Genomic DNA, 13,018 nt, shown 5'->3' with positions numbered 1-13,018 from the left:
ATATCCTCATCGTACTATTCTGTTTCATTTAATACTTCATAAGAAGGAAGCATCAAATTTGAGTTATATCTAAAATGGGGGCATAAGTTGATGTAGATAGAAAGGGAAGGATTCCTATGTTACTTTACAAAATTGAAGATTTTAATCCCAACTACCGCGAAGCTGCTTTTAATGGCGAAGATATCAAAGGTCTGGATATCTATGCTGGAAATACAGATGAGAAGATTGGCTCCATCGATACCGCGCTAGTTGATGAGACAGGACGTTTCCGATATTTTGTTGTTGACACGGGTTTCTGGATATTTGGCAAGAAGGTATTAGTTCCAGTTGCTCTTTGTCGAGTGGATGTTGATGCAGAGCGCATCTACGCAACGGGTTTGAGCAGTCAAGACCAAGCAGAAAGACTACCCAGGTATGAGGATGGAATGGTGGTGGATTACGATTATGAAGAACAAGTTCGGGGTGTTTATCGTACTCTAACTGTAGAAGCGTCTGCACCTGTAGAAGCATCATTGCCTTTAGAAACCTCATTGCCTGTACAAGCATCTCCACCAGTTTCTATGCCGCGCTCTGTCTCTAACCAAGCTAGGGCTGCTGGTTATGATCGCAACACCTACACTTACGAACAAGAGCCTCAATTGTATCAGATGAACGAGCGCGAACATCACAAATTCCGACTCTACGAAGAACGACTGGTTGCAGAAAAAAGCCGTCACAAAACTGGCGAGGTAGCAATTGGCAAGCGAGTTGAAACCGAAACGGCACGGGTTTCAATTCCCACAGAAAAAGAGCGAGTGGTAATTGAGAGTATAACTCCAGAAAAGGCAGGTGCGCCAGTAACTCGGGATACTCCCTTCAAGCAGGAAAAGGTGATGCGTATGGAAGTTTACGAAGAAACTGCTGATATCAAAAAAGAAGCTTTCGTGCGCGAAGAAGTTAACATCAGGAAAGAAGTGGAAACGGAAATTGTTGAGGCAACGAAAACACTGCGTCGTGAAGAGTTGGACGTGAAGACGGAAGGGCGTTAGAGTGCGACTGAATTGAACAAGGGTTTGTAGTTGCGTTGTCTTCGACCACATGAGGGTTGAAGCGCAAATACGAACCTAAAGGCTCACTAAGACTGCCCAAAAATCTGAGATTCCTCATGTCTAATTCCTGGTGTTGACCGTTAATTAAGTGCAGCACTTTTAGCTTTGTTGTTTAGCATCTATGCGACCAGTTTTTAGTAAAGCCTGAGCCAGTTGCAGCTCAATAAGCTCAGTAGCCATTTCCTGATGTTCCGCCTAATTACTGGGCGCGTCCATTTATTAAATCTTTAGCTAAAAAAGGTATTGTTACAGGATAAGTTGATAGAACATTTAGACCTAAACACGCTGTGGAACCGGACGAATTTGCGGCATGATCCGCCTAGCCTTTGAGCGAGCAAAGATTAGGAACATACCCAATGCAAGTGCCTTTAATGATGTACTCAGGGCTATTGGGCAGAACCTCCATTCAAGAAGCCTATTATAAAGATGCCGACAAAATTCCTAAAGATGTGGTTGATGAAGTGGCAGCAGCGACAAAAGCAAATATCCCGTTCAACTATCCAGACCCCAGAGTTCTTAATCAAACCGAGTTGCTCAGTCGGGGGAGTGCTACGGCGCTAATTCATCAAGCTTTGGTTTATCAAGGTCCCATCGAACCACTGTTTAATAATGAGGAAGCTACGAAATACATTCCTGCTAGTCCTGCTAAAAGGAATAATTTATTTTTAAAGCAGTATCAATCCTAAAAGCGATCGCATTTACATACTGATTTTCCCATTAACTTTTTGTCAGCGCGGGCACTACTTTTTCGCCAAACACCTCAATAAACGGCTCTTGTTCTCGGTTAACGTTGTGCAAAATTAGTTGATCGAACCCCAATTCCATATCTTTTTGCAACCACTCAATATGCTGCTCTTGGTCTGCCGAGATGCGGACGTGTTGATATAACTCCTCTGGTTGCACAAACTCCCCGGCGGCCTCAAATTGATCGGGTGTTATCAGTTCTGTCAGCATTTTAGTTTGGAAGATGTTATTACGCCATTGATGATGAGCGCCTTGTAGTGCTTTCTCTGCATTAGTGTCATAGGAAAGCTGCACTTTCAAAATCATTGGTTTTCCTTCTCCGCCACCGCGACGAAACGCATCGACGACTTTTTTTAACTTTTCAGGTGGGCGAGAAGTAGTAATTAATCCATCTGCCCAACTGCCCAACCATTCTGCGGTTTCTGGGGTAACTGCGGCGCCGATAATTAATGGGAGAATTTCCGGGCGGGTATAGAGTTTTGCATCTTCTACGCACACTAAACCCCGATGGGTGACGGTTTCTCCTGCCCAAAGAGCGCGGATAATATCGACACATTCTTTGAGGCGCGTGTTGCGATCGCTCTTAGTAGGCCACTTATCCCCAGTAATATGTTCGTTCAACGCTTGACCGCTGCCAACCGTGAGCCAAAAACGATTTGGAAACATTTCTGCCAACGTTGCCGCAGCTTGGGCAATAATAGCCGGATGATACCGCTGTCCGGGAGCGCAAACAACCCGATAGGAAAGCCTCGGCGTTGCTTGCATTGCTGCACCCAACCAAGACCAAGCAAAACCGCTTTGTCCTTGCGCTTCACTCCAGGGATGAAAGTGATCGGAAGAAAGGGCATGGGTAAAGCCAGCTTGTTCTGCCATTTGGACATATTTCAACAGTTCGCTGGGCTTAAACTGTTCGTGGGAAGCGTGATAACCAATTTGTGCCATAAGTTTTTAGGAGTTTTGAGTTGACTAGGGGCGGTACATCCTTACCCGCCCTGAGTTTTGAGTTAAAATATCCAGAGTTAAAAGCAGGTGATTGAATCAGGATGCCTAGTAAAAGTTTTGAGTTTTGAGTTAGATAAGTTTTGAATTCACCCAAAATAATCTTGCACTCAAAATTCATAACTTTCTGTATAACGGTTAAGCTTATGAGCGTAAAATTCGCCTATAGCGAGCTTCAATTACCGAGTAGATGCCATAGGCAATTAAACCCAAAGGTACTAAAGCCAAAATCAGTGGACTAAAAGGCTGTTGTGCCACAATTGCCAACACCTCGCCCAATCCCTTCGTTTGACTGGCATCCGAGAGCCTTGCTGCTTGAATTAAGAAAAAACCAATTATAACGAAAACAATTCCACGGGCAGCAATTCCAAATCGACCCAACCTTGTCGCCCACTTTTGCTCGGTTTGGCTCATTTCATCTAGCTTGAAATGGCGGCGAAATTTGGCTTTATATGCTTCGTAGAAATAAGAAAAGCCTACACCAATAACAATTGATCCTGCCAATCCTACCAGCCATTGTCCAAATGGTTGCGCTAAAATTTGGGCTGTCAAATCTTCGGTTGTATTGCTATTACTACGGCCCGAACCCATTATCAGTTTTACAGCCGTTAAAGCCAAACCTGCGTAAGCTAAAGCACTTAAGGCGTAGCCAATGCGTTGGGCAATTCGCTTGGCATCCATTTTCTGTCCTTGGTGTTCTGGGTCGAGAATTGTCTGAACGATACGCCAAAGGGCATAACCAATAATGCCAATCGTTACCAGAAATAGTAGAAATTTACCGAACGGTTGGTTAACAATTTCTGATAATGCACCGCTAGTATCCGTTGTCCTGCCGCCCATACTAAAGGCTGCTTGTGCTGCTAGAAAACCGACAATAAAGTAAACTAAGCCTTTGGAAGCATATCCCAATCTTGCCAGTCGCTCAAACCAGGGATGAGAAGCTGTCTGTCCAATTGAGTCTTTAATACTGTCGGTGGGTGAGTTGTGGCGTTTCATATTTTTTATACTTTAGTTGTTAACGACTGCTGGTCTAGGCATATGGTGAATTCCTTTCCTGTTAACTGACTTTTTAAACAAATAATTTGTATTATTTATTAATTCAATAATTACCTTCTTTAGAGATTTTTTTCATCTGTCTTGAGCGGGAGTTTCAGAGGTGGATGGATTGATAAATTTCCTATTTATTACCCTTGACAAATCTAGCTTTATGGGCTATGAGATAGCTTCCCTGATGGAGCAGTCTGCCAGCAGTATAGTATATCCTTGATTTAAAATTATTTAACAAAATTTTTAATAACAATTAGAATTGGGGGCGCTAAAAATAATCCCACAAAACCCAAGAATAATCTGAATACTGTCTAGAGTTTCAGGGGTAATTGGGAAGCCAAGATACCTGCTTTTTTATAAGGATAGGGCTGACAAAATTTCCTGCTGCAAATTGTTTGATTAGGAAATATAGCAACAACACCTCGCCTGCTTTCCAAGGCGAATCTAATAAAAGCAGCCGTGCTGAAATTACGCTTAAAAATTCGCCTATATAGGGAATGAAAGCGAATATAAATGCCACAATCCCGTTAACAAAAAGCCGTGTCACTTGCTAAGCAAACAAATTAATAATGCTCGTAATATAGCAAGCATAAATCATTGGTGAATTTCTTAATAACTCCCCTTACTAAGAGGAGGGTTGGGGTGGGTAAAAAATTTATGAATTCTGCAAGGATTGCTATAGCACTAAAACTCATGCTTTATGCAATGCCTGCCAACCAACCCATTAAACCCTCTTCGCATTTTGAGATAATTTCATCCGCTCGCTGAGGTAAAAAGCGATAAAAAGGTTGATATTTGCGTGGCGGTATGGCATCGAATTTACCAGAACTATGGTCAAAAATATAACTAATAAGCTATGGGTAATCAGGGTTAGATAGTAGGAATACAACAGATAAATAGGCGAATTGGTTCACCTAAAAATAGTTTAAATTTGTTGGGTTAAATGGTCAATACTGGGAATGGGGTCAAAAATTTGTCCGGGTAATCTTGCTTGCAACCAATAGCACCCAACTCGCATAGGAATAGTTGGGAATCTGCAATAACTGCCCTAACTAGCTTATGGACGTTGTAAGAATGGATGCGCCCCAGTGCGGGAGTTGGGAATCAAGCGTCTATCGCCAATAGTCCGATCGCACTTAACTCAAAGCTGTATCATAAATTTTTCCTCAATCATCTTCCATCAGGTGGATATTTTCTTATGGCATCAGACAGATGGCAAGGTTGGGCTAGTTTGATTAAATGGTATGTAGAAGCAAGATTTTGAAATGGTGAACAAAGACAATAGACGTTTTGCCTAAGTCGATTTTTAAGACTCTAAATTCCCATTGTCGCAAGAAGTTGATTGTTCAGAACCGGGAGGATTTTAGGAGAATCAAATCAACCACAACGGCAGTGTCCGTGTTGAGTTCAACCTTTTATTTACCGGAAATTGCCGAATTCGGTTCTCAAACATCCGGCATCCTGTCCTGCCGTTAACTGACTTTTCAGGAAAACTCTAATAGCTAACCACCAGGCGATCGCTTGCGACAGGAAGACAAGCAGAACCTATTTCTTACGTCGTTTGCTTTGATGCTCAATTCAGCAATAAGGTGTATATAATGAATCAACTGAATCAACCAGAACCCTTGTCGCAACCGCTGACCCAAAGCGAATTCGTCGCAACTTTTCGCTTGTTTAGTAGATTTAGCTTTTGGATACAGTTATTCTTTGGTGCTGTTTCCGGCATTGTTTTATTATTTGCTATGTTGGGTCGCAACATGAGCGATCAAACCAATAATAATGCAGGTATTGGGTTCGGCATATTTTTAGCGATAGTTGGTCTGTTATTGCTGTGCTTTAGAATTTTTTGGGATTTTCGCTATCGCCTTTTAGGCCGACTTTTGCACGCCGAAAATTCCCAAGTATATCCCAGTAAAGAACATATTACTCACACCTTACGAGTTGGATTAATTTCTAGTTTGGTGGGGGTATTAATCGCGTTTGTCGCTTCTGAAGAAACAGTTGCTGTAGTCCTAGCAAAAACTCTTAGTCAGCCCCAAGCGATGGCAGCTTATGCGCCAGAAAATGTGATTCGTTCCCTAGATATTTTTGTGACGATGGCAAACGTCAATCTGGTTGGCGCTCACTTTTTTGGAGCTGTTACTTCTCTTGGGTTACTCAATTGGGTAGAAGATTAGTTGGCAGCATGGGCGATCGCTAAAGGCAAACACAGCTCCTATGTCGTTAGGAGTGAGAAAGGCTGACCGATTTAACTAAGGTTTGTGGTTTTGCACTGTCTTGGCGAAACAGAGCGAAGACAGTGCAGCTACAAGCTAAACAAGTTGGCTATTTGGATGAACATATAATCGGAAATTGGTAACGATCGCTCCTCGTAATGGTAGTCAGCCTGATCAACCGTTATTTTTTTATTTATTTAAAAAACGTAATTTATTATCTTGATAGATATTTCATCTACCTTTATATTGATATATTTTTAATTGGGACAAATATGACTTAGAATCAGATTCCGAAAGATGAGCTATAGCCGTGGCATTCAGCTTCCTAAATAGCCCTGTGGCCGGGTTTCTGAACACAGCCATGCTACACCGTTTCTCTATTAAGAAATTTACTGCAATGAAAGACCTCTGGTATAAAAATGCAATTGTCTACTCCCTTGATGTTGAAACCTTCATGGACTCGGACGGCGATGGTGTAGGCGACTTTCAGGGACTTATCAACCGCCTAGACTATTTATCCGCGCTAGGAATTACTTGTTTGTGGTTGCTGCCGTTTTATCCTTCCCCTAACCGCGACAATGGTTACGACGTGATGGATTACTACAACATTGATCCGCGACTGGGAACCCTGGGAGATTTTGTCGAGTTCATGCACCAAGCAAGGGAACGAGGCATTCGCGTGCTGATCGATCTGGTAGTAAATCATACGTCCAATCAGCATCCTTGGTTTGTGGCAGCCAAAAGCGATAAAAACTCCAAGTATCGCGATTACTATGTGTGGTCAGAAAATCCACCCAAAACTGATCCAGAATTGCTGGTGTTTCCCGATGCCGAGGACAGTATTTGGGAGTATGACGAACAAGCAAACGCTTACTATTTGCATCACTTCTATAAAGAACAGCCAGATTTGAATATTGCCAATCCGGCGGTACGAGAAGAAATATGCAAAATTATGGGTTTTTGGTTAGAACTGGGGGTGTCTGGATTTCGCATTGATGCTGTTCCCTTTTTAATTAAAGGAATTGGCATCGAAGGTGCAGACCCCGAAAGCCTGCGAGGTTTCTTGGAAGAAATGAGAGAGTTTGTCTCATCGCGTCAGGGTGATGCTGTGTTGCTGGCAGAAGCAAATGTCGATCGCGAGCAAATTCCTATCTACTTTGATAAGGGCGACAGAATGCACATCCTGTTCAACTTTTTGCTGAACCAGCATCTGTTTTTGGCCCTGGCGCGTCAAGAATCCACAGCGCTGCGCGAGGGACTAAAAACCTTACCGGATATTCCTGCTATTTGTCAGTGGCTTAATTTTGTGCGCCACCATGATGAACTGACGCTAGACCGCATTACTTCATCGGAACGAGAGGAAATTTTTGCAGCATTTGCCCCTGATGAAACGATGCAAATTTTCGGGCGCGGGATTCGTCGTCGCTTACCACCGATGATGGGAGGCGATCGCCGCCGCATTGAACTGGTCTACAGCTTGCTTTTCACCCTGCCTGGTACACCCATGCTGCGCTATGGGGAAGAAATTGGCATGGGCGACGATCTTTCGCTGGAAGGTCGAGACAGCGTTCGCACCGTGATGCAATGGTCAGATGCAGCTAATGGTGGCTTCTCGACGGCTGCAACTGATACTCTTGCCAGACCTGCGATCGCCCACGGAGAATACGGTTACAAACAAGTCAATGTCGTCGCAGCGCAGCGCGATCCTGCCTCATTAATTAACTGGATGGAACGTGCAATTAGCATCCGCAAGCAATGTCCTGAGTGGGGTAGGGGCAAGTGGCACATTCTCGAAACCGACTCTCCCTCCGTGTTAGCCCACTGCTGCGACTGGCAAGGCAGGACGGTGATTGCTGTGCACAATTTAGCCGACAAACCTTGTACCGCTACGCTGAAATTTCACGAATACACCCCTCTGTTCGATTTATTTGGCGATCGCCTGTATGAATCTCTCGGTGCCGACTCGCCCTCTATTCCCTTAGAACCCTACGGCTATCGCTGGTTTCGAGCCAATCGAATCTTGGGGTAAAAAAGTTAATGTTGATGGGAACACTAGCGACTCTAACTATTAGGAATTTACTTCGCTGATTAGGTAAACAACGCGGTTTCTGGCCCCCATCCGTAAGTCCTATATATAATTTTTAGGCGGGGATAAAAAATTTTTTCCTTTGAGGTGCGGCTGATGTTTCCAGTGTGGTTGCAGGCAGGATTTTGGGGTTTACTAGGGGGGTCGGCATTGCTACTGGGAGCGGCGGTGGGTTACTTTGTCAGCATTCCCCAGCGCGCGATCGCAACAATTATGGCTTTTGGCGCTGGTGTGCTGATTTCAGCGCTATCCTTTGAACTGATGGATGAAGCTTACAAGCGCGGCGGTTTCGACTCTACAGCGATCGGCTTTTTGGGGGGCGCTACTGTCTACACAGCCGCCAATTGGTTTTTGAGTCAACAGGGAGCAAAACACCGCAAGCGATCGGGCGCATTGCACCCAGCTAAAACAGAGTCAGGCGATGGCGGATTAGCCATCGCCCTCGGCGCGCTGTTAGATGGAATACCGGAGTCGATCGTCGTTGGTGTCAGCATGATTTCTGGAGGCGGTGTTAGTTGGGTGACAGTAGCAGCAATTTTTCTTTCCAACATTCCCGAAGGGCTCTCCAGCGCCGCCGGTATGAAAAAAGCAGGGAGATCGATCGGTTACGTTTTTGGAGTTTGGGGCGCGATCGCAGTTATTTCCGGTATCGCATCATTGTTAGGATATACGGTTTTCAGTGGCTTTTCTGCGGAAGTAATAGCCGCTACTACCGCAGTAGCAGCCGGGGGTATTTTAGCCATGATCTCAGATACTATGATTCCCGAAGCATTCGAGGAAACTCACGATTTTGCTGGACTAATTACTGTCTGCGGTTTTTTAGCTGCTTTTGTACTCAGTAAATTAGCCGAAAGATAATTGATAATTAGCCATGGTGATCACTAAAGTAATGTAGAATTGCTGACACTTATAGTGTTTTTGATATAGACACATACGAATTTAATATGTTGCCAAGCTGTATCTGACAGGGAAAAAGCTTATAATCAACCTTAAAGACCGCAGCCACTCAAGAGGTGTTGAAAAATTTATGTGTCTCGAATCAGGGTATATCCTGCACGAAAGCTACGAAATTATCGCTTTGTTGGGACAGGGAGGGTTTGCTAGAACCTACACGGCTGCACAAATAAACCAACCTAATAATCCTCTGTGCGTCGTTAAAGAAATTCCTTTTCCCTCATCGAACGATCCGCGCGTCTTGGAGAGGGCAAGGAAGCGATTTGAAAGGGAGGCTAGCGCTTTGCGCCGTCTCGGCAACAACTCGCGCATTCCCGAATTATTCGATAGCTTTGAAAAAAAAGACCATTTTTATTTAGTGCAAGAATACGTTAAAGGACATCCGCTTAGTCAAGAACTCACTGCGGGCGATCAGTGGAATGAGCAACAAACTGTTGCTTTGTTGCGGGAAGTTCTGGAAATATTAACATCAGTCCACCAAGAAAATATTATTCACCGCGATATTACACCTTTTAACTTAATTCGGCGCAAAACTGATCAAAAAATTGTTTTAATTGATTTTGGGGCCGTCAAAGAAATCGGCACTTTTACCTCTAACTCTACTGGTGAAATATTCAGCTCGCAGGCGATCGGCACCAGGGGTTATATGCCTGCCGAACAACACGATACGCGGTCTCTCCCGCAACCATATAATGATATTTATGCAGTAGGAATTATCGCGATTCAAGCCCTCACCGGGCGGCGTCCCACCAATCTGCCGCAAGACCCCGAAACTGGTGAAATTGTCTGGGATTATTTAACATCTGAACCGGTTTGCAACAAGCTCAAAAATATTTTAACCAAGATGGTGCGTTTCCACTTTCAAGACCGCTACCAATCTGTTGATGAAGTTTTGCAAGACTTGGATTTGTCGATCGTCGCAGGGCCCCAAGTACCCAAAACTTCGCGGAAGTTGCGATCGCGCTTTCGCTGGCTGCTGTTCGGCGTTGCGGGGATTGCAGCTTTTGGGGCGATCGTATTTTTAATCCCCAGAATTTCCCCGCTAATCTCGATAATTTCCCCGCCGGGAAAAACGCTGCCTACACCCTCCGCCGATGGTGTAAGTTCCGGCGAAAAACTCTTAGTGCAAACCTCCGCCCTGTGGTCAAAACAAAGGGGAATCAATGAGTTTGCCGACTCAAATTATCCCGAAGCTTTAAAATTGCTCAAACAGTCCTGGCGGGAAGACCGCAGAGATCCAGAAACTTTAATTTACATCAACAATGCTTTGCTGAAGGCAATAAATGCAGAATATTACACGATCGCAATTGTTGTCCCTATCCGCCGCAATCAGGACGGCAGCATCCTCAACGCAAATTTAGCCGAAGAACTGCTGCGTGGCATTGCTCAAGCTCAAACCGAAGTTAATTTAGGTCTTCTGGCTGCAAATGAGAACAATAAAGATTTTCCCGGTCAAGGCTTTCTCGAACCAAAAGCTATTAGGAAAAAAGGTCTGAAAGTCATCATTGCTGATGATGGCAATATCAAATCCTATGCCGTTCAAAGGGCTAATTATCTGGTCGCTCAGCCCGATATTCTAGCAGTCATCGGACACTACACCAGCGACATGACTGTGGAAACAGTAGATATTTACAATCAAAATCAACTAATCGCCATTTCTCCGGGAAGCACCACAGAAGAACTGACGCGAAAACCTCGAAAATTTTTCTTTCGGACGGCTCCGACAACTAGCCTAGAAGCTGAAGCTTTAGTAAATCAACTGTTATTGGTCGATGAGAAAAAAGCCGCAGTATTTTACAATCCCAACAGTCCGTTCAGCGCTTCTTTGTGGGAAGAATTCAAAAAGCAATTTGAAGCAAAAGGAGGCTCGACTTTTAGGCTAAGTAATTATTACGACTTATCTAAAAATAATTTTAACGCCGAAGCAGCCATCCAAAAAGTTGAGAATACCGGAAAAACAGCCTTACTTGTCATTCCCGACGGTCAAGTCACTAATTCCCTGGAAAATGCGATCGAAATGATAAAAGCTAACGGCGATCGCAATTGGATTGTCGGGCCCTGGACTCTCTACGAGCCGAGAACGTTAGAAGTAGCAAAACAGTTAAAGTCTATTGAAAAACTGGGAATATCCCTGTTTTGGCATCCGCTAGCAAGCTTTGACAAAAAGTTTCCTGTCAACGCGGAAAAATTGTGGGGAGGCCCGGTAAATACTCGATCGGCTTTAACCTACGATGCCGCCCGGACACTGATTAAAGCCCTAGAAATGCAGCCAGAACCTAGCCGCGAAGGCATGCAAAAAACCTTAGCCGATCCAAACTTTAAAGCCGAGGGAGCCACGGGTATAATTGAGTTTGATTCAAAGACGGGAAATCGGAAAAATCCTCCCAAACGAGTAGCGCATATTGTACCCTGTTCTACAGCAATATATGGCGTTACCTTTGTGCCGATCGAATTTCCCACAGCCGCAGCTGCAGGTTTAAAGTGCGATTGAATTGATATCTTGTGCCATTGTCAACAAACCTGTAGAGGGCGGACAGGATGCCTACCCCACAAAAAAATTTACTCTTGGTGGAATAGGCCGGAAAGCCTGTTGTTAAGAATGATGCAATATGTGGGAGTAATTGATATCTTCCGGCCTTGTCAACAAACCGTCGGGGACGAGTTTTACCAAATATAATTGCCTAAAATCAATATTCTCATAAACTCGCCCCCACCCGACGATAAAATGCTGGATAGAGAATTGTGCAAGATGTGCGAGTGAATTGATATCTTGTGCCGAACGCAACAATCCGATAGATGTTTCAATCCTACAGCCGACTATTGCCACAGGTGCAACATATCAATTTATTAGATATATTAAACAAGGTTAGTTTTTTCTATAATAACGCTTATGGCTGTCAATCTCGCTTCCTCAACAAGTTCTAGTCTCAAACCAGAAGCCCAAAATATCTCAGCACTCAAACAAGTCTTTCAGACAATTGATGCCGATAGCTGTCCGGGTTCCTATAATTTTCATATGCACACAGTCTACTCCGACGGGCGATTGCAGCCAGAGAAATTGATGGAACAAGCCATAGCCCGCGGCCTCAAGGGCTTAGCTATCACCGACCACCACAGCACCGAAGGCTACGTTAAAGCTCAAATTTGGCTGGACAATTGGAAATTAAACCATCCCGACAAAAATAGCGAAGCACCTAGTCTTTGGACAGGCGCTGAAATTAATGCCGAATTGCTCAACAATGAGGTACACATTCTCAGTTACGCCTTCGATCCGCAACATCCCAGTCTCAAACCATACCTACGAGGTAAAAGCACTGAAGGCACTTATTGTTATTCAGCAGCCAGGGTAATTGAAGCTATTCATGAAGCAGGAGGTTTAGCAGTTCTGGCACATCCTTGCAGGTATCGATCGACTGCGGATAAACTAATCCCAGAAGCCTCTCGTTTCGGCATTGACGGTGTAGAGATTTACTATGCTTACGGTAATCCCAATCCTTGGAAACCGAGTCCCATACAAACTGCTTTAGTCAAAGATTTAGCAGAAAGTTATGGTTTGCTGGGAACTTGTGGCACGGACTCTCACGGTCTGAGTCTTCTAGTCCGAATCTAGATACTTGGGAAATAAGAAGTGCTTTACCCTGTCCTTGCCAGTCTAAGCGTTAGCGGATATATGTCTTATGAAAGCAATCACAATGACCCAAAAACAAACAGTTTCTCAGGTCATATTATGTCCGCTAAAATGACTACCATAAAATTGTTTGATAGTGAAAACTTCAGTCCTAATAAAAGTCTGAGGACTGAAGTTTCCACTACTTGCCTTATAACGGCTATTTGACGGGACGTGATATCATTGCGATCGCCAGGATGAGCTTTCGGTATCCAAA

10 protein-coding genes and 1 pseudogene are annotated in these 13,018 nt (G+C 44.1%); 8 read left to right on the top strand and 3 right to left on the bottom strand.

What is annotated here, in order from left to right; translation table 11 throughout:
• The first annotated feature begins 116 nt into the window (after nt 1–116).
• The 3 genes and pseudogenes from QUA25_RS16255 (at nt 117) to QUA25_RS16250 (ending at nt 1,774) form a co-directional block, all read left to right on the top strand.
• A complete protein-coding gene (locus QUA25_RS16255) occupies nt 117–1,028 on the top strand; it encodes a DUF2382 domain-containing protein (protein ID WP_333039584.1) in 912 nt (303 codons plus the stop codon).
• Nucleotides 1,029–1,276: 248 nt separating this feature from the next.
• Nucleotides 1,277–1,345, top strand: a pseudogene (locus tag QUA25_RS29515) (hypothetical protein); the annotation flags it as partial.
• Nucleotides 1,346–1,444: 99 nt separating this feature from the next.
• On the top strand, nt 1,445–1,774 hold the full coding sequence (locus QUA25_RS16250; protein WP_333039582.1) for a hypothetical protein: 330 nt from the start codon (nt 1,445–1,447) through the stop codon (nt 1,772–1,774).
• A 31-nt stretch (nt 1,775–1,805) separates the two neighbouring features.
• On the opposite strand, the gene QUA25_RS16245 is transcribed toward QUA25_RS16250, so the two are convergent.
• From QUA25_RS16245 to QUA25_RS16235, 3 genes are all read right to left on the bottom strand, one after another.
• Entirely contained in the window at nt 1,806–2,774 is a 969-nt protein-coding gene (locus QUA25_RS16245) for a TIGR03885 family FMN-dependent LLM class oxidoreductase (RefSeq protein ID WP_333039580.1), read from the bottom strand.
• 201 nt (nt 2,775–2,975) lie between these two features.
• Nucleotides 2,976–3,827 carry a DUF1206 domain-containing protein gene (locus tag QUA25_RS16240; protein ID WP_333039579.1) on the bottom strand — a complete coding sequence of 284 codons (852 nt, stop codon included), beginning with the start codon at nt 3,825–3,827 and terminating at the stop codon, nt 2,976–2,978.
• Nucleotides 3,828–4,197: 370 nt separating this feature from the next.
• Nucleotides 4,198–4,398, bottom strand: coding sequence for an AI-2E family transporter (locus QUA25_RS16235; RefSeq protein WP_333039659.1), 201 nt, complete (start codon nt 4,396–4,398; stop codon nt 4,198–4,200).
• Nucleotides 4,399–5,476: 1,078 nt separating this feature from the next.
• On the opposite strand from QUA25_RS16235, the gene QUA25_RS16230 reads away from it, so the two are divergent.
• The 5 genes from QUA25_RS16230 to QUA25_RS16210 all read left to right on the top strand — a co-directional run bounded on the left by QUA25_RS16230 (nt 5,477) and on the right by QUA25_RS16210 (nt 12,744).
• Entirely contained in the window at nt 5,477–6,055 is a 579-nt protein-coding gene (locus tag QUA25_RS16230) for a DUF3611 family protein (protein ID WP_333039578.1), read from the top strand.
• Between the two features lie 436 nt (nt 6,056–6,491).
• Complete coding sequence (locus tag QUA25_RS16225) at nt 6,492–8,123, top strand: alpha-amylase family protein (protein ID WP_333039577.1); 1,632 nt, start codon at nt 6,492–6,494, stop codon at nt 8,121–8,123.
• A 153-nt stretch (nt 8,124–8,276) separates the two neighbouring features.
• Entirely contained in the window at nt 8,277–9,038 is a 762-nt protein-coding gene (locus tag QUA25_RS16220; protein WP_333039575.1) for a ZIP family zinc transporter, read from the top strand.
• A gap of 169 nt (nt 9,039–9,207) precedes the next feature.
• A complete protein-coding gene (locus QUA25_RS16215; RefSeq protein ID WP_333039573.1) occupies nt 9,208–11,625 on the top strand; it encodes a bifunctional serine/threonine-protein kinase/ABC transporter substrate-binding protein in 2,418 nt (805 codons plus the stop codon).
• A 399-nt stretch (nt 11,626–12,024) separates the two neighbouring features.
• Entirely contained in the window at nt 12,025–12,744 is a 720-nt protein-coding gene (locus QUA25_RS16210) for a PHP domain-containing protein (RefSeq protein ID WP_333039572.1), read from the top strand.
• Nucleotides 12,745–13,018: the final 274 nt, after the last annotated feature.

Source organism: Microcoleus sp. Pol17C6, from assembly GCF_036701145.1.
Taxonomy (GTDB): Bacteria; Cyanobacteriota; Cyanobacteriia; order Cyanobacteriales; family Microcoleaceae; genus Microcoleus.
The sequence above is the reverse complement of the archived record's forward strand: the minus strand, read 5'-3'. Positions and strand labels throughout refer to the sequence as shown.

Bases quoted from the DNA above. Each gene is read 5' to 3' on its own strand.
- QUA25_RS16255 (WP_333039584.1), top strand. From the start codon at position 117: ATGTTACTTTACAAAATTGAAGATTTTAATCCCAACTACCGCGAAGCT.
- QUA25_RS16250 (WP_333039582.1), top strand. From the start codon at position 1,445: ATGCAAGTGCCTTTAATGATGTACTCAGGGCTATTGGGCAGAACCTCC.
- QUA25_RS16245 (WP_333039580.1), bottom strand. From the start codon at position 2,774: ATGGCACAAATTGGTTATCACGCTTCCCACGAACAGTTTAAGCCCAGC.
- QUA25_RS16240 (WP_333039579.1), bottom strand. From the start codon at position 3,827: ATGAAACGCCACAACTCACCCACCGACAGTATTAAAGACTCAATTGGA.
- QUA25_RS16230 (WP_333039578.1), top strand. From the start codon at position 5,477: ATGAATCAACTGAATCAACCAGAACCCTTGTCGCAACCGCTGACCCAA.
- QUA25_RS16225 (WP_333039577.1), top strand. From the start codon at position 6,492: ATGAAAGACCTCTGGTATAAAAATGCAATTGTCTACTCCCTTGATGTT.
- QUA25_RS16220 (WP_333039575.1), top strand. From the start codon at position 8,277: ATGTTTCCAGTGTGGTTGCAGGCAGGATTTTGGGGTTTACTAGGGGGG.
- QUA25_RS16215 (WP_333039573.1), top strand. From the start codon at position 9,208: ATGTGTCTCGAATCAGGGTATATCCTGCACGAAAGCTACGAAATTATC.
- QUA25_RS16210 (WP_333039572.1), top strand. From the start codon at position 12,025: ATGGCTGTCAATCTCGCTTCCTCAACAAGTTCTAGTCTCAAACCAGAA.